Annotated in this window: 19 protein-coding genes; 7 read left to right on the forward strand and 12 right to left on the reverse strand. The window is 50.3% G+C overall.

The window, feature by feature from the left end:
* The first annotated feature begins 32 nt into the window (after positions 1-32).
* Both MKY86_RS25670 and MKY86_RS25675 read left to right on the forward strand, forming a co-directional pair.
* A complete protein-coding gene (locus MKY86_RS25670) occupies positions 33-212 on the forward strand; it encodes a ribbon-helix-helix protein, CopG family (protein ID WP_076085313.1) in 180 nt (59 codons plus the stop codon).
* 141 nt (positions 213-353) lie between these two features.
* Positions 354-638 (forward strand): DUF6809 family protein, encoded by a 285-nt coding sequence (locus tag MKY86_RS25675; RefSeq protein ID WP_076085310.1) that lies wholly within the window; start codon positions 354-356, stop codon positions 636-638.
* Positions 639-741: 103 nt separating this feature from the next.
* Here the strand turns inward: MKY86_RS25675 and MKY86_RS25680 are convergent, their stop codons facing one another.
* The gene (locus MKY86_RS25680; RefSeq protein WP_076085353.1) at positions 742-1146 is read right to left on the reverse strand and encodes a GNAT family N-acetyltransferase; all 405 of its coding nucleotides are present in this window, start codon (positions 1144-1146) and stop codon (positions 742-744) included.
* 440 nt (positions 1147-1586) lie between these two features.
* Between MKY86_RS25680 and MKY86_RS25685 the strand changes: the two genes are divergently transcribed.
* Positions 1587-1748, forward strand: coding sequence for a hypothetical protein (locus MKY86_RS25685; RefSeq protein WP_340827576.1), 162 nt, complete (start codon positions 1587-1589; stop codon positions 1746-1748).
* A 237-nt stretch (positions 1749-1985) separates the two neighbouring features.
* Here the strand turns inward: MKY86_RS25685 and MKY86_RS25690 are convergent, their stop codons facing one another.
* From MKY86_RS25690 to MKY86_RS25705, 4 genes are all read right to left on the reverse strand, one after another.
* A complete protein-coding gene (locus MKY86_RS25690; RefSeq protein WP_076085307.1) occupies positions 1986-3383 on the reverse strand; it encodes a helix-turn-helix domain-containing protein in 1398 nt (465 codons plus the stop codon).
* A 251-nt stretch (positions 3384-3634) separates the two neighbouring features.
* On the reverse strand, positions 3635-4081 hold the full coding sequence (locus tag MKY86_RS25695; RefSeq protein ID WP_076085350.1) for a GNAT family N-acetyltransferase: 447 nt from the start codon (positions 4079-4081) through the stop codon (positions 3635-3637).
* A gap of 31 nt (positions 4082-4112) precedes the next feature.
* Positions 4113-4574 (reverse strand): GNAT family N-acetyltransferase, encoded by a 462-nt coding sequence (locus MKY86_RS25700; protein ID WP_076085304.1) that lies wholly within the window; start codon positions 4572-4574, stop codon positions 4113-4115.
* 120 nt (positions 4575-4694) lie between these two features.
* On the reverse strand, positions 4695-6218 hold the full coding sequence (locus tag MKY86_RS25705; protein WP_076085301.1) for an extracellular solute-binding protein: 1524 nt from the start codon (positions 6216-6218) through the stop codon (positions 4695-4697).
* Positions 6219-6403: 185 nt separating this feature from the next.
* Between MKY86_RS25705 and MKY86_RS25710 the strand changes: the two genes are divergently transcribed.
* On the forward strand, positions 6404-8743 hold the full coding sequence (locus MKY86_RS25710) for an AraC family transcriptional regulator (RefSeq protein ID WP_076085298.1): 2340 nt from the start codon (positions 6404-6406) through the stop codon (positions 8741-8743).
* Here MKY86_RS25710 and MKY86_RS25715 read toward each other — a convergent pair.
* From MKY86_RS25715 to MKY86_RS25725, 3 genes are all read right to left on the reverse strand, one after another.
* Complete coding sequence (locus MKY86_RS25715) at positions 8718-9482, reverse strand: hypothetical protein (RefSeq protein WP_143803891.1); 765 nt, start codon at positions 9480-9482, stop codon at positions 8718-8720. The genes MKY86_RS25710 and MKY86_RS25715 overlap by 26 nt on opposite strands.
* Positions 9483-9643: 161 nt before the next feature.
* On the reverse strand, positions 9644-11473 hold the full coding sequence (locus tag MKY86_RS25720; protein ID WP_076085347.1) for an APC family permease: 1830 nt from the start codon (positions 11471-11473) through the stop codon (positions 9644-9646).
* A gap of 280 nt (positions 11474-11753) precedes the next feature.
* Positions 11754-12170 carry a MarR family winged helix-turn-helix transcriptional regulator gene (locus MKY86_RS25725; protein ID WP_076085292.1) on the reverse strand — a complete coding sequence of 139 codons (417 nt, stop codon included), beginning with the start codon at positions 12168-12170 and terminating at the stop codon, positions 11754-11756.
* A gap of 142 nt (positions 12171-12312) precedes the next feature.
* Here MKY86_RS25725 and MKY86_RS25730 point away from each other — a divergent pair, with 142 nt between their 5' ends.
* Positions 12313-12786 carry a DUF2798 domain-containing protein gene (locus MKY86_RS25730; RefSeq protein WP_076085289.1) on the forward strand — a complete coding sequence of 158 codons (474 nt, stop codon included), beginning with the start codon at positions 12313-12315 and terminating at the stop codon, positions 12784-12786.
* A 154-nt stretch (positions 12787-12940) separates the two neighbouring features.
* Here the strand turns inward: MKY86_RS25730 and MKY86_RS25735 are convergent, their stop codons facing one another.
* The 4 genes from MKY86_RS25735 to MKY86_RS25750 all read right to left on the reverse strand — a co-directional run bounded on the left by MKY86_RS25735 (position 12941) and on the right by MKY86_RS25750 (position 17923).
* Complete coding sequence (locus tag MKY86_RS25735) at positions 12941-14386, reverse strand: glycoside hydrolase family 32 protein (protein WP_076085344.1); 1446 nt, start codon at positions 14384-14386, stop codon at positions 12941-12943.
* Between the two features lie 66 nt (positions 14387-14452).
* Positions 14453-16072 carry an extracellular solute-binding protein gene (locus MKY86_RS25740; protein ID WP_076085286.1) on the reverse strand — a complete coding sequence of 540 codons (1620 nt, stop codon included), beginning with the start codon at positions 16070-16072 and terminating at the stop codon, positions 14453-14455.
* Positions 16073-16090: 18 nt separating this feature from the next.
* Complete coding sequence (locus MKY86_RS25745; protein WP_036732509.1) at positions 16091-16972, reverse strand: carbohydrate ABC transporter permease; 882 nt, start codon at positions 16970-16972, stop codon at positions 16091-16093.
* A 12-nt stretch (positions 16973-16984) separates the two neighbouring features.
* On the reverse strand, positions 16985-17923 hold the full coding sequence (locus MKY86_RS25750) for an ABC transporter permease (RefSeq protein ID WP_076085341.1): 939 nt from the start codon (positions 17921-17923) through the stop codon (positions 16985-16987).
* A gap of 453 nt (positions 17924-18376) precedes the next feature.
* On the opposite strand from MKY86_RS25750, the gene MKY86_RS25755 reads away from it, so the two are divergent.
* Together MKY86_RS25755 and MKY86_RS25760 are read left to right on the forward strand one after the other, a co-directional pair.
* Positions 18377-19417, forward strand: a complete 1041-nt coding sequence (locus MKY86_RS25755) for a LacI family DNA-binding transcriptional regulator (RefSeq protein ID WP_076085283.1) — start codon at positions 18377-18379, stop codon at positions 19415-19417.
* 33 nt (positions 19418-19450) lie between these two features.
* Positions 19451-20419: a carbohydrate kinase family protein gene (locus MKY86_RS25760; RefSeq protein WP_076085280.1), complete on the forward strand. Its 969-nt coding sequence runs from the start codon at positions 19451-19453 to the stop codon at positions 20417-20419.
* Positions 20420-20498 lie beyond the last annotated feature (79 nt).

The following is a 20498-nucleotide window of genomic DNA, read 5'->3' on the forward strand; positions in this document are numbered from 1 at the left end:
ATTTTTATCAGGACAAAAAAAGGGGTGATGAAATGTCCTCTAAAAAGATGGGGCGTCCACTATCTGATAATCCCAAAAGCAAAAAGATTGAAATACGTGTCGATCAGGAAATTCTGAGCAAGCTTGATGCTTCTGCAGAAAAGCTTAATATGTCACGTTCTGCAATCGTCCGCAAGGGAATTGAAAAGGTGTTTGACGAGCTCCAAAAATAAAAAAGGAAGCAGCGTTAGTCCCGCAAAGAACACCGCTACTTCCTACCACGCAACCGCTTGGATAAGCAGACTGCATAAATATCCTACCATGTGCAGGAAGTTCATTCAAGCGGGTGCGATGAACATAATGGGAGGACAAACATGAAAACAATTTTGGAAGCCCTGTACCATGGGAAGCTTCAACCCAATATGACTATTGTGCCGTCACATCCAGAATATCGTTCCGCATGCAAACAGGTGGCAGCAGAGACACAGCAATGGCGCGAACGGTTAGGGGAGGAAGTGTTTCGAGAGCTAGAGGAATATTTGGACTTGTGCGACAACGTGAACAGCATGCATGTGGAAGCAGCCTTTCATCATGGGTTCAAGCTGGGAGCAAACTTATTAATTGAAGTTATAGGTGATCGGGAAGCACTATTATCTTAAGGGGCGTCCATCTATGCGGAGAATCCGGTCAATCACAGACCGGATTGCCCCGGATTCGATATATAATCGACTGGCGCGTATCATTCCCTGAAGATGTGCAGCATTAGACCAAATCCGAAATAAACATAGGCGTAGCTCCATGCTCACTCGAAAATCCACACTTATAATAAAATTCCACTGCACTCGGATAAGAAATCAGTACTTTATTTTTATATTCTTTATATCGTTCGAGCATAGTGGTCATCATTTCTCTACCTACCCCTTTCCCCTGATAACTGGGATCGATAAGCATATAATGGAAATACACTGTTAAAATACCATCAGACAGAGCATTTACCAGCCCAACAAGCCTATCTCCATCCCAAGCCGCCACAATGGAATGGGAGTTTTGAATGGCTTGCAAAAGCTCATTCGGATATTTCCCGGACTCCCAATTGACCGATAGAAATAACTCTTGAAGCGCCTCCTTAGTGATAAACTCAATATTTGAAGTGTAACGGATACTCATCTCAGCACCATCTTTCAATCGTATTTGTTAGATGCACATCTTTTCCTCCGATCAGATTAACATTGAACAGATATAAAGATAATGGAATGTTTGAAGAAACTTTTGTACTAATCAGCATGGCTGTCAGTTAACTTGTTGAAAAAACATTAGGGTCAAAGAGTTTATTACCTTTAATTACACTCCAATAGCGGAATTGGATGAAAACTTCGACTGGTCAGTATATTTCGGTCAGCATGGCATCGAAGTTTATAAGATGGTTGTGCAGGGGATGATGTAATACAAGGAGCTATAGCTATTGAGCGTAGAAAGGACCATGTGTGGGTAAATCTTATTGAGAGTATTCCTAGAGAGCGCAAAGATCTCGTCTACATTTATGCTTATAGATGAATCTATCGCGGAACGCCTGATTATGCTATATTTATCCTAATGAGGTGATTATCATGAAGAAGAAAATAAGTCTTGATGCTGCTGCTCGTCGGTTTGCAGGCGGTCATTACGTTGAGCAATCGATGCCCGGCGCCAATCCCGAGCGTGACAAAATGGTTAGCGATGCAATAGCTAAATTAAAGCAGGGTCAATCTGCTGTAATGGTTCGCCAATAAGGCGGATCTTTTTTTATTTAAGATGTACAATTTAGGTAAAGTGGGGAAACGGGTTGGCTGATGTCACTGAAAAATCCCACCACAAGAAGCTGTAGCAGGACTTTAGGTTGAGCTTATAGGATGATACTGTTCTAAGGGTTGGAGGGATTAATCAGCTAACCGTCACCATGGGTATATAAAGTTATGCCAGACGAAATTGGTATGCTTGGTACTGTCACAATTGGTACGAAAATAATACTAAGAACCGTAATAAGTATAACTGCCTTTTTCTTCATGAGAATTCCCTCCCAAAAGTAAAGTTTGATATTGCTCCCTTATCTCTTGACTGGCAATATTTCTAAACCTTTCAAACAGAGTTACACTTTCCAGTATATACTTCTCATTGTTTATCTGCTGGAAATTTTCTATTGTTTTTAACAACAAATCAAAACCTTTAGGATGATCGCCTTTGTGCAAATGGTAAAATGCAAGTTCATACATTAATGTAGCCCGACGATCAAGTGCCAACTTCCGGTTATATCTCCCCACTATTAGTTCATTAATATCTTCTTGTATTTCCTGATTGAAATAATTTAGTATATCATCAACATTTAATTGATACTTATTAGCTACCCTAACAACATTTAGAAGCCCCGTTACCTGCTCTTCTTTATGCTTCTCTATATAAATTTTATATCGTTCAATAATTTCCTTTTCCCCGCTCCAAAGCCTTGCTAGACAAGTATTAGCTTCAGACCACTCCATAAACAGACTCTTCCAATGCTCAGCCTCATCCCCCTGCTCTCTCACCCAGCTTAAATCAGCATAACGGCTTATGTAACCCAAAGCTCCCTCATAGTCCCCCAACTCATCACAAACATTCCCCCGCAACAAGTCACTGTATGCAATGTAAAAAAACAGCGGTCTGCCGGGGAGCTTCACTGGTTCTGATGCTCTTTGTTCGTGCTGGACCTTCAGGTCATACTGTATTCTAGCCTTATGCCCCATCTTGGCTGCATATTCATCGACCTTATCCCAGAGCTGTAAGGACCGGTATGTATTGGCGAGTTCCTTCAGTGCATCCAACTGATCAACTTCATGGAGCCGTTCGACATAAGGTTCAAACCGGTTGGCTGCCCACAGGTTCCGGTTCTGGTCATCACTGAGCGAAATGGTGAACAGCCTGAACTGGCATAGCGCGAGCCGCTCCGAATGCTGATAACGTTCAGCCTCGGCAACAACCTCATAGATTGCGGCTGCGGCTTCCTTTTTCCCGGCCATAAATAATTCTTCTGCCGTCTCAAACAGCAGGGGCGCATACATCAGGTTGTCCATAATATGGCGTGCCAGGCGCTGGATACTGTCCAACTTGTTCAGGTCAGCACAGCGGAGCAGCAGCGGTCCAATCCTTCTCCAGTCTGAGGAACCACGGATAATATAGTCATCGATATACAAGTCATAGAAGTATCCTTCCTCCTGTCCCATGGCCTCGGTAATCCGATCCAACTGCTGCATCGCAACAGGCCGGTGCCCGCGAAGGATATTGCTGAGTGTCCCGGAATGAAGCTGAGAACGCTTGGCGAATTCCGTAATCGACAATTCCTCCTGCCGCAAATACTCCTCCAGTTCCGATAATATCGTAGTCGTTGCCTGCAAGTCCTAACCACCCTTCCTCTTCAATTTGTGATTTATAGAATAAAATCCCTTTTATGTTATACAAAATATACCAGTGGTCGATTCGATTTTCAAGTACTATTTATGTATTTTTCCTAAACTTTAAATTTTTGGCATTAGGGTTGCCACTATTGGTATAATAGCCATCCCCCTCACTTTCATGAATAGAGTAATGCATAGTTTCGGACGCAAAAAAAAGACCTTGAGGATTCACTCAAGGCCTAAGAAAATGCTCACATCGAATAACCCAATATAATATCCCCGTTATCTTCAAACCCCCCAGTCTCGGTGAATCCCATATCCTTATAGAGCTTATTGGCGTTTAGATTATGCGGAATATGCGATACCCTGATCTGTTTGCAGTCCTCCCGGGCTCTGAGCATCTTAATGACTTCTTTAATGGCTAATTTCCCATAACCTTTGCCCTGAAATTTGCCGTCAATCATAAATCTCAGAATCCAATAGTAACCGTCAGTATATCTCTCATTGTCAAACAGGATAAAACCGACCATCTTTCCTTCAGCAAAAATGCCGTAGGGTACAGAGGTAGGCTCATTTACCGCATGTACAAGGGACTCTGCATTACTTGCAACCAAGTCCAACTGCTGCGTGCTCACGCTCAATTGAGTGCATTCGTGTTGCAGCTCTGGGGTAATCTTATGTAATTCAACAATAGTCATAGTGTTCACAACCTTCATTATGAATTGATCTTCAGTCAATCTGAATGGTATAGATGATCTCCCCATCCTGATTCAAGCGCTGCTCACTGGTGAATCCTAATCCTTCATACAACTTCTGTGCTACTGAATTCTCTTGTTCCACCGTTAAGGATATTAAGCTGCACTTCGGATGAACCTCTTTAATGAACTTAATGATTTCAACCATTGCTTGTTTCCCGTAGCCTTTTCGTTGGTGCCTGTAGTCAATTTGAAAACCGCCGATCCAGTAATTATCTGAGCTGCCAGGTGTATATGAAATGTAAAAGAAACCAATGATACAGCCGTCTATGGACAGAATATACGGATCTAACGCTTCATCCCACGGTTTGATATAAGCATACGCGAGCGACTCCATCACTGAAGGAACGAAGTGCCTATGCTCTTTACAGACAGATATCTCTAGAGCTTCTTCCCAATTCTGGGCGTTCACAGGTTGGATAACGATTGGTTCCATATTGTCTCCTTGTAATCAGCAAGTTAGAATAACCCTTATCTTACCACAATTTAGAAGTTATACGCGACATGGTGGGCTTATCTCTGAGTTGTTGTAACTCCGGCTCTGTACATGTCCCCCTCACTCCTCCAACCCCCGCACCTCCGCCTCCCCATACTCCTGAATAATCAGGCTGCCGCCGCTCGCGTGCCATTTCTCGACCTCCCCGGCGAAGCCGGCGGCGTCGATGTTGCCGAGAATATAATTGTAGGTGGCATCTGCGATAATGGCAGACAGCTCGGCGTTCTTCTCGTCATAGGTCGGCGAGGTGAGTGACACGGTGGGGTCATCGACGAGAAACTGCTCGTTATCCCGGCTGAGCTGGTCGGCCAGGGCGGTGAGCTGCTCCTTTTGTGCAACCTCCTTGATATGGGTATTGCCTACATCAGCGATCATCAGGGAATTGAGCGGATTGACCTCATACACCCGAAGCTGGGACGTTTCTTCCGGAAGAATCACTTTGCCTTCCCCGTCCAGCTTATAGTGGCGGCCCTCGAAGCCGTAGGCCATCAGGTTGGCTACATCCTCATCCATCGTGCGGTCGAAGAATCCCAGCACCTGCTTCAACTCCTGCTCGGTAGCAATAGCTTTACGTGAAAAGAGGTACAAGCCGTTGTACTTCGGTATGGACCATACCTTATATCCGTCCGGCCCCTTAATCCGGTTAATCAGCGTCAGCTCTGCTTTGGGGTTGATCGCCTTGGCCTCAATGGAGAGCCGCTGCACATCCGTCATGCTCCCGATGAAGATCCCGGCCGTTCCCCGGATGAATTTGTCCCGCTGCACTTCCTTGCTGGTCAGGGCGAAATCCTGGTTAATGATCCCTGCCTTGTATAATTTGCGCATGAAGTTCATCGTGTCCATATATTCAGGGGTGGCGAATTCCGGGATGAACTGTCCATCCTCGATTTTCCAGTTATTCGGCGTGCCGAAATAGGAGCTTAACGTCTTGAATACCCCGTACACCAGATCGTTACGGTCCACCAGTCCGAGGGTGTCTGCCTTGCCGTTGCCGTCCGGGTCATTCGTGGTGAACTGCTTCATCACCTCATACAGCTCCTCCAGCGTTCCGGGCGGACTGAGATGCAGCTTCTCCAGCCAGTCCTTGCGGATAATAATGCCCTGACGGGAGGCCGGCCTTTCGGTATACAGGCCATAGATTCCCCCGTCCACCGAGGTCTGCCCCAGGATCGCTGCATTCAGCTGACTAAGATTCGGAAATTCCGCCAGATAGGGACCAATCTCCCAAAAAGCGCCCGAGCGGATCATATTCTTGACCGGATTATAATCGGTGAATTTCACGAACGTTACTTTGCCGAGGGAGCCGGTGGTCAGTGCAGTATTCATTTTGTCCGTGTAGACGCCTTCCGGCACCCAGGTAATATCGAGCTGAGTCCCGGTCAGTCTCTCAATCTCGGCGATCAGCTCCGCCGAAGGCGTCTGCGGAAAATGTAGCGGTGCCAGAATCGAGATCGGTGCCGATGCCTCCGCTGAATCGGAATGCCCAGACTCATCCCCGCTGCAAGCGCTTAATATAATGAACAATAAGAACAGGATGAAGCACCCTGCAAGAGTTCTCTTCCTGCCCGTTAACCGGTTGAACATTCCATAACCCCCTGAAGCGTAATATTTATCTGCCTTAGAAGCCTATCTATTGAATAATGCAGCTTATGTATGAATGATTAGAGAAAATGATTATTGCGGCACCAGATGATTATTGTTATTATCCTTCGTGATGCATACACTTAAGACAGTGATTTTCCTATTTCATGCAAAGGTGCTGAACGCTGTTGAAACATCTTAGCTTTCTCAGTAAATTAACTATGTTCGCGTTCGCCATCAGCATCCTGCCGGTGCTGTTCATTGGTTCGTTCTCCTATTTCACATCCTCCAGCGAGATTCAAAAAAATGTTAATGAAAGCAAAAAGGAGCTCATTTTACAAATTACCTCAAATGTAGAGCATAAGCTGAATACTGTCAACCAGACCTTGAACCAGGTCGTAAACTCTTCGGTGCTGAAGAAGGCGCTGAACAACCCGCTTAGTGAAAACGATTTCATTTTATATAACGACATCCGCAATGAAATCCGCAATATGCAGTCCTTCGATACGAAGCTGGAGGATGTCATCCTGCTCAATCAGCGCCAGAACTGGATGATCAAGAATTCCGGGCTCTACCGGCTGAATGAATACCGCAATTACGAGCAGCTGACGAATCTGCTGAATGTGGAAGGCAGCTCTTCTTGGGTGCTGAACCCCTCCTCCCTGTTCTACAGTGAAGAGAGCATTAACGTGACCGGCTGCAATTACAGCATCAGCCTGATTAAGAAGCTGCCGACCACCAAGCTGCAGAAATACGGACTGGCTCTGGCCAATATTCCGGCTTGCAGTCTTCAGGACTTCATTAATCCCGATATGCAGCCACTGGATAGTATTATGGTGCTGGACAAGAGCGGACGGATTCTGCTGCATTCAGACCGCAAGCTGATCGGAGAGCCTGCCACAGCGGCCGGATTCACGGGATTCGAGCAGATCGCCGCTGCCACTGAGCCATCGGGACAATTCAAGACCAAGCTTAATGAAGCTGATTACTCGATCACCTATATGCGTTCCCAGTTGAACGGCTGGATCTATCTGTCGGCCACCTCCATCAAGAGTCTGACCCGCGAATCCGGCAAAATTGGCACTTACACGGTATTCGTCTGCACGTTCATGCTGCTCTTGTCTGTGCTGCTTGCCTGGCTCGGCTCCCGGCGTATGTACACACCCATCGAACGGCTGTTGACCCAGATTGGACTGCGCCGTCCCGGTCTGCGGGCAGGGCGTACGGATGAATTCCAGCTCATCGGTGAACAGGTCCATTCCCTGTTCCAATCCAAGTCACAGCTGGAGAAGGAGGTTAGCCAGCATCTCGGACAGGTGCGGACCTTCTTTCTGATTCAGGCGTTCGGAGGCAATCTGAGAAGACGCGAGCTGATGGAGGAGCTTGTGCAATACGGGTACGGTAAGCAAGTCGAGGAATGGAAGACGATGGCTGTGATTACGCTGAGCATCGACTTTTCCGAGGAGAATAGCTATGAGAAAAAAGATCTCAATCTGCTGTTATTCGCAGCGCATAATATGACTCAGGAGCTGGTCTCGGCGCAGCACAGGCTAACCCCTGTGATGATGGGTCATGCCCTGGCGGTCTTAATCGGCAGCCGCGATGAGGACACGGAAGCTTTTCACCGGATGCTCTATGCGCTGACGGAGAAGCTGCAGCAGGAGATTAACGAGGTCCTGAAGCTGCAGGTCAGCATTGGGCTGAGCCTGCCGTTTCATTCGTTTGACAAAATGTCCATTGCCTACCGGGAAAGCCTGGAGGCCCTTAAGCACCGGATTACCCTGGGCAAAGGTATCATTATCCAGTACGAGAATATCAATTCCGGCAAGCATTATCTCAATTTGAACTACCCGACCCACACGGAAAATGACCTGATGGATGCCATCAAGCTGGCGGACAGCGATAAAGCGAAGGAGCTGCTGCATAAGCTGTTCAAGTGTATTTTTGCGCTGGGACTGTCGCCGCAGGAATATCAGATTCCGCTGACCCGGCTGCTGAACAATACGCTCATTATGATGCAGGAATCGGGAATTACGCTGAATCAGATCTACCACGCGAGCGGTTCCCTGTTCGAGGAGCTGACCGATCTGCATATCGTGGCCGAAATTGAAGACTGGTTCTGGACCATTGTGATCCAGCCGGTCATCGTCATCTTCCACAGCAGGCAGAACGCCCAGTATCATAATATCTCCGAGAAGCTGATCGACATCGTCCAGCATGAGTATGACCAGGATCTGACGCTGGAGGAGTGTGCTTCCCGGCTGCATTATAACGCCAACTACATCAGCAGTGTGTTCCGCAAGGAAACGCAGTATTATTTCAGTGATTACCTGACTATGTACCGGTTCAAAATGGCCAAGAAATGGCTGGAGGAGACCGATATGCCCGTGAAGGATATCGCCTCCCGCCTGAGGTACAACAATTCACAGAATTTCATCCGTTCCTTCCGCAAGCAGGAGGGGATGACCCCCGGCCAGTACCGTGACAGCTTCCACACGAAGCTTAGAGCGGTCCCGGGCGATGAGTAGGGGCCTTGCCTTCAGGCGGGGCCTTGAGCCTCTTCAGCTTTCTTTTTCTGATAAACCATGTAAGAAGTACAGCCAGAATAAGCAAGATGCCGCCTGCAGTAATCGCAATATTCCTGATATCCGGTACATAGACCACCAGCTGAATCGGCTCGGAATCCGCAAGGGACACATGCCAGGTTAACGTGTTGCCGTCTTGCTCGGCCGCATTATTAGCCCCGTATAGATCATAGGGAATCGTTAATTTGAAATCGACGGAGAAGCTGCCCATCAGCAGCCGCACCAGGGACTTAGGGACATTCAAGCTGCCGATGCCGTCGATAATCTCATCGGAGTAGGCGTTCAGCTTAGGCTGGGCCACCACATCGTATTTGGTATACAGCCACCTGTCCGTCTGTCCCACCTTGGCCTCTACAATATCAAAGCCGCTGCTGCTATTCTTCAGCTCCTCCATCGAAGCATACGATTTATGAAATTGATATTCCGTTGATTTGCCGCTTGCTGTCTTCTTCAGCTCTATACCTGCGGCCGCCAGCCGGGTGGTTAGAAGCTCCTCCACTTTGCCGCTGACCAGCTTCTCTGCCCGGGCATCCAGCATAAGACTGAAGGCCAGATCCAGCGAGCCGTCCTTCTTCACGGTTACATGGGCGGTACCTTGCGCGCACCCTGTAAGCAGCAGGCCAAGCATAAGCATCATCAGTATTGCCTTAATTCGAGTCCCGTTCAACCTGTGTTTCTTCAACCTCTGTCCCTCCATCCGCTGACTGTTGCTACTAGCTTAACCGTACCTTGAAGAAGCGAATCTTCTCTTATGGAGTCAAGCTTAACACATCCCGGGGAGGTACAGAAAGCCCCCAGCCTGCGGATATCCGTAAGCTGGAGGCTTCCATGTGCATAATCCTGTTATTTTTTCAAATGATAAGGGACGGTAGTGATAATTACATTGCGCCGGTACAGCAGATGTGCGCGGATCAGCAGGCTCGACTGGTTATGCAGAATGTTATGCCAGCCCTTCTTCGGTATGAATTGAGGGACAATGACGGTCACCTGATAATTCGACTCGCTGGCCTTGCGCTGAACCGTATCAATGAACTTGGTCAATGGATGAATGATGCTGCGGTAAGGTGAATACAGCGTTACCAGCCGTACTTCAGGATGGAACTTCTTCCACTTCTCTTCGAAAATAGCGTCATCCTCCCGCTCGAACGGGATGTGGACGGCGATAATCTGCTGTGCACTCAGCGACTTGGCATACCGTAAGGAATTCTCCACCACATGGGTAATCCCTGCTACCGGCAGGATGATGATATTCCCTTCAATCGCAAGCGGCGGCTCCCCGCAGGTGGCTACCCGCAATTGATCGGCGACCGATTCATAATGCTTGTAGATGCGGTAGAAGAACAGGATAATCAGCGGCAGAAAGACCAGGACCGGCCAGACCTGCGTAAATTTGGTCAGGAAGAACATCATCGTGACAATGAAGCTGATCAGCGCCCCGATTGCATTGATGATCAGCTTAGGCAGCCAGCCCTCTGGCTTGTGCCGGAGCCATTTGACGATCATGCCTGTCTGCGACAGGGTGAACGGGATGAAGACCCCGACTGCATACAGCGGAATAAGATGCTCTGTCCGCCCCTTAAAGGCAATGATCAGGATAATCGACAAGATGCCCAGGCTGAGAATTCCGTTCGAGTACCCCAGACGGTCTCCGCGCACAGTGAACATCCGGGGAATGAATTTATCCTTCGCCAGATTCACAGCCAGCAGCGGAAATGCGGAATATCCGGTGTTCGCCGCCAGAACCAGAATTAAGGCTGTCGTTCCCTGCACGACATAATACATGAAGTTGCGGCCAAAGACATGCTCGGCAATATCGGACACGACCGTAACCTGTTCACGCGGAGCAATGCCGTAATAATACGCCAGGAACACGATGCCTGAGAATAACAGCGCGAGCAGAATTCCCATCGCCGCTAAGGTTTTGGCTGCATTATTCGGTGCCGGTGCCTTGAAATTGGGGATCGCATTCGATATGGCCTCCACCCCAGTCAGCGCCGAGCTGCCTGAGGAGAACGCCCGCAGCAGCAGGAACAGGCTGATTCCGGCCACAGGTGTTCCCAGTGAGGTGTGAAGCTCCGCCGGTACTCTTCCGGTCAGCACATTGAACAGGCCCAACCCGATCATAATGAACATCGCCAGGACGAACAGATAGACCGGATACGCCAGGAAAGAGGCCGACTCGGTGACCCCGCGCAGATTCAGCGTCGTGATCAGCAGGACGAAGAGGATGGCAATCAGCACATTATAAGGATGCAGACTCGGAAAAGCTGAAGTAATCGCATCCGTTCCCGCAGAGACACTGACGGCTACGGTTAGTATATAATCGACGAGCAAGGAACCCCCGGCAATCAGACCCGGATATTTCCCCAGATTCTCCTTGGATACGACATAAGCTCCGCCGCCTTGGGGATAGGCAAAGATGATCTGCCTATAGGAGAGTATCAGAGCCAGGAGCAGCACCAGTACCCCGCCCGCAATCGGAATGGAATACCAGAATGCGGCTGTACTAACCGTGATCAGCACCAGCAGAATCTGCTCCGGGCCATAGGCCACAGAGGACAAAGCATCTGAGGACAGTATGGCTAGGGCCTTGGTTTTGTTAAGCTTCTGTTCTCCCAGCTGATCGGACTTCAGCGGCCGTCCGATCAGGAACCTTTTTACCGAAGACATCATCATCACTCACCGACTTTTTTTGTAGTTATATTACCCCTGGTGCACGAATAAAATCTGGACCTTTAATTGGATACAGACACTATTTTTGCTGCCGTTCGATACTACATTAATTCTTTTATCACCATCTGTATATATGCAGATATCCTAGACAAACCCCAAACCATGAATAACAAATGATATTCGCCGAAAGACACAGCAAAAGGGACCAAGCAGGCTTTCCGCTCCGTCCCGTTTGCTTATTTCAGCTTTTTTTGCTATATTCAGCCATTTTCAGGATGTCTCACAGCCAGTCCTGTGTAAGCAGTGTCCGCAGCAGCTCCACCTGCTCCCTGCCGATCCGTGCCGTGATTTCGGCTTCAATATTTTGCTTGATCTCCAGCATACTCCGGCAAGCCGCTGTCCCCTTCGTAGTGAGCACGATAGGCTTGTCCCGGCTATTCCCTTCCTTAGCAGCAGTATCCACGTAACCTTCAGCCAGCAGATTGTTGATCGTCTTTTGCGTTCCCTGGCGGGAAATGCTGATCAGCCTGCTGATCTCCGAAATGGACAGAACGCCGTGCTGCTCCAGCATAGCCAGAATATGCGTCTCTGTCTTATTCAGCGGCTCGCCGCTCATCTGGTTCACCTTGTCCCGCAGCACCTTATGCTTCTCGCTGATCATGTCGACCAGATTCAACCCACTTATGTACTCATTCATCTACAAGACCTCCATGATAGAAATGCAGTTCTGTCTTACCGACACCCCTGCCGTCTCAATTGTCAACTAGGTTGACAATATTCCCTCCCACTGCTACTATAATTGAAGTTTGACAAACTTACATTTAAGGGAGTTAGGAAACATGGGCAGTAACAAAAAGGAAGCTTTAATTTTCACCAGTATGATGTGTTTTTGCATGGTCGTCTTTATGTCTTTTTACAATGTGATTATAGCGAACGGACTCAACAGCAGACTGTTCACGGATGTGGCTGTGGGCTTACTCCCGGCACTTGCCGTTGCCCTGTTCTGCGACATTGTGGTGGTTGGCAGAATTGCCAAAGGGCTGGCGTTCAAAATAGTGAAGCCATCCGCACCCCAGATCCGCAAAGTGCTGACGATCTCGTGCTTCATGGTCTGCGGCATGGTCATTCTCATGTCTCTATACGGCACACTAGCACACTTCGGATTCGGGGACAACTTCTTCCGTCATTACTTCTCCATCCTGGGGCTTAATTTCATCTGCGCCCTGCCGCTCCAGCTGCTGGTGGCCGGTCCGCTGACCCGCTTCCTGTTCAGCCGGATGTTTCCGGTCCGTACGGCAGCACCCGGCGTCTAGAGCTGGCTGAAACCAGTCCGCCGCTTTTACTCGAATACGGGCATGGCCTCCAGCCATGGCTGTGGTGTTCCCGCCATACCAAAAAGGGTGTTCAGCCAGCCATACCTCATGGCTGTGCGGAACACCCTTGTCCGGGATTCATTCTATTGATTATTTATTTCATGAAAGACAGGCGCCCGCCCTGGAGCCGTACACTGCCGCCCTTAGCATAGAAGCTTAGGCCCGAGCAGATGCCTCCAGGGAAGACCAGGCTGGTGATGGCGGCGAGGCCGTCATTGGCGAACACCTCCACCGAACAGGCATCCAGCAGGATACGCAGGCTCTTCAGGCTGCCGATTCCCCCCGTGCTCTGGAGATCGGGAAATATGTCCGAGAAGCCGGTCTCGCCGGACTGATCTCTGTGCAGGGTTAGAGTGTCTTCAGCAGCAGAGTAGATGAGTTCAGTATACTCCGTAGCTGTATGATGAATAATAAGACCGAATTCTTCCGCTTCATTGTCCGCAAGCGCAAGCCGCAGCTCCAGGGCAGAATCCTTGCACTTGATATCCTGGCGCTCGCCCGGGATCAGCAGCATCTCCGGCAATGCTGCAGACTCTGCCGCGAAGTAACGGTCCAGCTCTGCTACCGGCTGCTGGCGGATCAACATCCGGCCGTCTGCCGCATCATGCAGCGTCAGTACCCGCGGAATCGTCATCGTTCCGCGCCAGCCCTGGCTTGGAACCTGATTGGCATACCGCCAGTTGCTCATCCAGCCGATGAAGATCCGCCGCCCGTCCGCAGCCGGAATGTCGGAGAAGCTGACCCCTGCGTAATTGTCTTTGCCATAATCCAGCCAGCGGATGTCGCTGTGCTCCGGTGTGAAGACGGAGCCGTCGAACTCACCCACGAAATATTGCGTCCGCGAGCCGTATCTCGCTCCGCTGTTATCACCGATGCTGACCAGCAGCACCCACTTGCTATCTCCTGTCCCTGCCACCGGTAGCTGGAACAGGTCCGGGCATTCCCATACTGCATCATGAGAGCCTGCGCCGTCGCCGAATTCACTCTCCAGGCTCCACTCCCGCAGATTCGGGGAGGAGTAGAAGGTGATTGTCTGATCGGTTGCCAGTACCATGATCCATTTCCCGTGAGCTTCGGACCAGAACACCTTCGGATCACGGAAATCCGCCTTGGAAGGATGGGTCAGCACCGGGTTGCCTGCATACTTGATCCAGATCCGCCCGTTGTCATGGCTGTAGGCCAGGCTCTGTCTCTGCACAGCAGGAGAATTCTCCGTCGGCTCCTGATGACTGGTATAGATGGCAACGATACCCGGCTTCTCCGGGAACAGCCCGCTGGTATTATTCCAGTCAACAACTGCGCTACCGGAGAACGCATAGCCGTGATCATCCGGGTACAGCGCAATGTCCAGCTCCTCCCAGACAATCAGGTCTTTACTGACCGCATGGCCCCAGTGCATCGGCCCCCAGATGGAGGAATGCGGATGATATTGATAGAACAAATGATATTCCCCTTCATAGTAAACCAGCCCATTCGGATCATTCAGCCAATGCTGCGCCGGCGTAAAATGCAGCGCCGGCCTGTGTTTGGTTCTCCCCATAATTTCCACTCCAATTACCACCTTTATCTATTTATATGTTTATCCTATGCCCCAGCTATTGCTGGCTCAGCCTTTGTTCTTGAGATAGCTGTCATATCCTCTTTGCTTGATCTCCAGCCATTTGTCCATCCCGAGTCTGGACAGCTCTGCCTGATAATCCTTCCATTCCTCTTCCACTTTCCCGGTTTTGGTCCATTCTGCGCGCTTGCGGTTCACATAAGCGAACAGGTCCGTCTCAATGGTGGTCAATTCCTTCTGATCCTCCAGGGAGTAGAAGACACGCGGGAAGTTGTTATCGGCCTTCATATAAGGCACCAGCTTCTCCTTCATGAGGTCCAGCCGCCAAGCGGCATCATCCGGCTTGGTAGTCACCTTACCGTAGTATTCATCGAGGATCGCCAGCGGACCGCCGATGCTGGTTTTTTGGCGCAATTCAACCGGAGCCGCGCCTTCCAGCGGCAGATGCTTCAGCATTTTGGCCGATTCATCGTATTCAAAAATATTCTGCTGCGTCTCATCCCCGTACGTTCCCCAGTTGTCCTCAACCGACTGCTGCGGATCATACAGCTGGTCTACCCATTTGGCGGTAAGCTCCAGATTCTTGTTGGAACCGGTAATAACCATCCGGCCGCGGTCAAATCCGAAGTTGTTCGTACGGGCTACATTGACCTCTCCGTCCAGTCCGGCAAGCGGCTGCATCAGATCATATTTATCGTTGAACCCGGTAATATTGGCTTTATCCCACTGGAAATAGAGACCGTAGCGCTCGCTCTGCCCTTTGGCCAGATAGGTGTTGTAATCCTGTTCAAACGCCTCTTCGTCGATCAGATCCAGCTGGTACAGCTCGTTCAGATACTTAATGCCCTCTTTATATCCGTCCTGGCCTGCGGTGAAGACCACTTTGCCGTCATTGGTAACCACCGTGTGATCGCCGTTATCCCCGAGACCGAACGAACCGAACAGGAAGTTCATATCCTCATTGCCGTTATTCAGCACAAAAGACAGCGGAATCTCATCCTTCTGGCCGTTCCCGTTCGGGTCATCATTCTTGAAGGCGACCAGCACCTTCTTCAGCTCCTCCGTCGTAGTTGGCATAGTCAGCCCCAGCTTCTTCAGCCATTCCATATTGATCCACGGCATCCCGTTGACCGAATGAATGCTCTCCTTGCCGGAGCCCAGCTCCTCTATCCATGGAAAAGCATAGATATGCCCGTCCTGCGCGGTCATCATCGATTTGTACTCCGGCGCGGCGGCCAGCACCTTCTGCAGATTCGGCATGTATTTCTCGATCAGCTCCTCCAGCGGCACAATCGTTCCGTCCTTGCCCAGGGTCAGCAGATCATAATCCGAATATGCGGCATCGATGATTGCATCCGGCAGGTCGCCGCTGGCTACAGCCAGATTTCTTTTCTCAATAAAAGCGTCGTTCGTGTAGTTGGTGAAATCGATGTGGACCCCGGACTTCTCCTCCAGCCGCTTGTAGATCAGCTTCTCGTTCGGATCGGCAGGAGCCAGCGCTGAGCTCTGGGACATGAAGTGCAGCGATACCTTCTCTTTAAGAGGCAGCGTTACATTCTCCAGCTTGTAATCCTCCGAAGCCGAGGAATTGCCGCCTCCTCCGCCGCAGCCCGCAAGCACGGAAGCCGAAAGTGCCAGCACAGACAAGGTTTGCAATGTTTTTTTCATATGAGATTCCCCCTAATATTATTTAATGGAGCCGACCATGGCGCCCTTCTCGAAGTATTTCTGGAAGAACGGATACATCACGATAAGCGGCAGACTGGAGATAACAATGGCAGAATATTTGATCATTTCGGACAATTTCTTAAGCTCCGCCTGGGCCAGTGCATCGGCAATCATGCCGGGCTGCACCTGATTCTGAATCAGGATCGAACGCAGCACCAGCTGCAGCGGGAACAGCCGGGAATCGTCCAGATAAATCATGGCATCGAAGTAAGAGTTCCACTGCCCCACGAAGGCATACAAAGCCAGCACGAAGATAATCGGTTTGGACAGCGGCAATACGATCCGGAAGAAAATGCCCAGATCAGACGCCCCGTCGATACTCGCCGCCTGAAACAGCTCCTTGGGCAGGCCCTGGAAATAGGTCTTCGCCAGAATAATATTGAACACGCTGATCGCCCCCGGCAGGATCACCGCCCACACCGTATTCAGCATCCCCAGATCCTTCACGACCAGATAGGTCGGAATCAGACCGCCGCCGAAGAACATCGTAATCAGGAAGAAGATCATTACCGGCCGCTTCCCGGCCAGCCCCTCAATGGACAGCGGATACGCCGCGAAGACGGAGAAGAATACCGTAGCCAGCGCGAAGGCGGCAGAGTAGAACAAAGCGTTGAAGAAGCCGCGGATCATCGCGTCGTTGCTGAGAATTTTGACGTAGCCTGTAATGGTCCAGTCCGACGGCGCAATGGCCAGCCCCTTGGTAATGAGCACATTCGGTGTTAAGAAGGAGGCCAGCACGACATACACCAGCGGAAACAGAATGACCAGGATGAACAAACCAAGCAATATATACGTGATAACAACCAGAATCCGGTCCTTCCCGGAATATTGAATATCCATACTTACCTCCTTTTAATACAGCCCTTCCCCTTCGTTCAGCCGCTTGACGACCGTATTGACGAAGACCAGCAGGATTACGTTAATGACGGAATTGAATAATCCGATAGCGGTGGAATAGGCATAATCGCCGGCCTGCAGACCCACCTTGTAGACATAGGTCGCAATGATCTCCGAGGTCGGGGTATTGAGCGCCGTCTGCATCAGGAAGGCCTTCTCATAGCCGATGGACATGATGCCGCCTGCGGCAAGGATGAACAGCACGGCCATCACCGGCCTCAGCGCAGGCAGATCGATATGGCGGATTCGCTTCAGCAGGGAGGCACCGTCAATCGTCGCCGCATCATGAAGCTGCGGATCTACACCGGCCAGCGTGGCTACATAGATAATCGAGGACCAGCCTGCCGTCTGCCAGATGCCTGACAGAATATATACGGTACGGAAGTAAGCGGGATCACTCATGAAGGACACCGGCTTACCTGTAAAAGTAGTAATGAGCGCGTTCACCACACCTGTCGGCGACAGAAAGACAAACAGCATCCCTGCGACAACCACAACCGAGATAAAGTTAGGTGCATACACAATCAGTTGGATGTTCTTCTTCAGCTTCGCGCTGCGGATCAGATTCAGCATAAGCGCCAGCACAATCGGCACCGGAAAACCCAGAATCAGTCCGTAGGCGCTTAATTTAAGCGTATTCATTAGAATGTCGTAAAAATTCGGCGAGGAGAGGAACCGCTCGAAATGCTCGAAGCCCACCCATGCGCTGCCCAGGATGCCTCTGCGCGGGCTGAAATCCTTGAAGGCAATAATAGCGCCGTACATTGGAACGTATTTGAATATAACGGTAAGAATTACGGCCGGAGCCAAGAATAAATACAGGATATAATTCCGACGCAGATAGCTTAGAATTGATTTACGTGATTTGAGTTCAGTACCCCTTTGTTGAACCATCGGATTTGCCAATTTTCCCCCTCCTTACAGTGCGGCTGTGCTAATGCTGCTGTGCAACAGGGCCGCTGCTAGCTTGCCATTCACATGGCATAGGTCCGCCCGGATCTGTCTATCCTCCTGACGGTTAGGTTACCCACCTCCGGTCTAACTATTAATTTACATTTAACAAAATGAATAGGTTTTCAAATTTACATTTGAACATGTTTTGCCTTTACAATTTATCAGAGATCGTGTTTATAAGTCAATACATTTTGCACAAAAAATATTTAAAACCGTGCATTATACAGTGCAAATGTAACATTAACATAGATATAAGCACTTACCGGTGTCTTTAATTTTTGAATTGTAAAATTAATTTGTGCATTTGTAAAATTACGTTGTCAATTTTGAGTAAATGCTATATATTAGGTAGCAGAGGTTACTAATACGGGGAAACAAAGGTGGAACACAGTGATGAAGAAAGCAAAGGTCACCATTCAAGATATTGCAGATGCGCTAGGCATCTCCAGAAATACGGCCTCCAAAGCCCTGAACGGTGCAGAGAGCATTCCTCCCGAGACCCGGGAGAAGGTAATCAACAAGGCCGTCGAGCTCAAATATAAACAATTCTCCTATCTGGAAGCAGCAGGTAGCGCCTCCGAGAATCAGGGCAATATCGCCCTTTTGACCAGCAATCTCCCCAACAGCTCCCACTTCGGTTCCCAGCTGCTCAGCGGACTGGAGAAGCGTATCAGTACCGAAGGCTATACCTTGTCCATTTATTTTGTCCGGGAGAACGATATTAACAGCATGACTCTGCCCGGCAATTTCGAGCCTGCGAACGTGGACGGCATCATCTGTATTGAAATGTTCAGTAAAGAATACAGCGGGCTGGTTACCGAGCTCGGCATTCCAACGATCTTTATTGACTGCGCGTCCGACATTATTTATCCGGAGCTGAAGGCAGATCTGATGCTCATGGAGAATGAGCACAGTGTATGTTCCATGACCCGCAAGCTGATGGATCAGGGAGTGCAGAGCTTCGGTTTTGTAGGCGATTACAACCACTGCCGCAGCTTCAATGAACGCTGGATCGGCTTCAATCGGGCACTCTCTGAGGCCGGTATCCCGCTCAATCCCGAATTATGCATTGTGGGTCAGGACCGGGACTACATGCTGGAAGCGGACTGGATGGATCAGCAGCTGGACGCCCTTGACGAGTGGCCCTCCGCCTTCATCTGCGCCAATGACTTCATCGCAATCCGTGTCATGAAGTCACTTAAGAACAGAGGAATCAAGGTGCCGGAGCAGGTTGCGGTCTGCGGCTTCGACGATGCCTCGGAATCCCGGATCATCGAACCCCATCTGACGACGGTACATATTTACAGCGGTCATATGGGGATTGTCTCTGCCGAAATGCTGCTCTCCCGGATCAAGGACCCTGCCAAGCCTTATCAGGTGACACATGTCGCTACAGACGTTGTATTCAGAGACTCTACCCCCGCTCTTAGCTAATACCAACCCATTCTGCCTGGAGGTTATTTCACAATGAAACTACATGGTTCAGTCCTTTGTGCGGGCGAGCTGCTCATTGATTTTTTTTGCACCGATGTTGACGTCAGCCTAACCGCAGGGCGGCATTTCTCCAAGCAGGCCGGCGGAGCGCCAGCGAACGTAAGTGCAGCCATTGCCCGGCTCGGCGGCCACTCCGCCTTCCTCGGCAAAGTCGGAGCCGATCCCTTCGGCTTCTTCCTGAAGCAGACGCTGGAAGAACAGAACGTGGATACCTCAATGCTGCTGCTTGATCCCGCAAGCCCGACCACACTGGCTTTCGTCTCGCGCTCAGCGAACGGGGAACGCGATTTCGTGTTCCACCGCGGGGCAGACCGGCTGCTCAGGCTGGAAGAGATTGAACGGGCAGCGGTCCGTGAGGCAGCCATGCTTCATTTCGGCTCGGCGACAGCGCTGCTGGCGGATCCCTTCCGCGAGGTCTATATGACGCTCATGGATGAAGCGAAGGCGAACGGACAGTTCGTCTCCTTCGATCCCAACTACCGGGGCGACCTGTGGACCGGGCGTCAGGAGGAATTCATCGCGCTGTCCAGAGCCGGTATCTCCAAGGCCGATCTGGTAAAGGTCAGCGACGAGGAGCTGCAGCTGATTACAAGCGAAGCGGACCGTGATGCCGCCCTTGATATGCTGTATGAGTGGGGAGCCGGAGCAGTAGCCGTTACTCTGGGCAGAGACGGCACCCTCATCTCCTCCCCGGACTCACGGTTGCTGATTCCGAGCATCACCGTGAAGTCCATCGATTCCACGGGTGCCGGCGATGCCTTCATCGGAGCGCTGCTCTGCCGGATCAGCCAGCTGGCCCATCCGGCAGACTTCACCCGCAGCGCGGAGCTGCAGCAAGAATTCGTCACCTTCGCCAACCGGGTGGGCGCCATCGTCTGCACCAAGGTCGGAGCGATTGCCGCGCTGCCGACACTGGACGAGGTCCAGGAGTTTGCCGGGTAAGCTGCAGAGCTGCTGTTAAACCAATCTTTACCTGCTGTTTTCATCACAGACAGGGGAGCATGGCACGTAATATGATAAG

Origin of the sequence: Paenibacillus sp. FSL R7-0333 (assembly GCF_038000365.1) — a bacterium.
In the GTDB taxonomy this organism is placed as follows: domain Bacteria; phylum Bacillota; class Bacilli; order Paenibacillales; family Paenibacillaceae; genus Paenibacillus_AQ; species Paenibacillus_AQ silagei.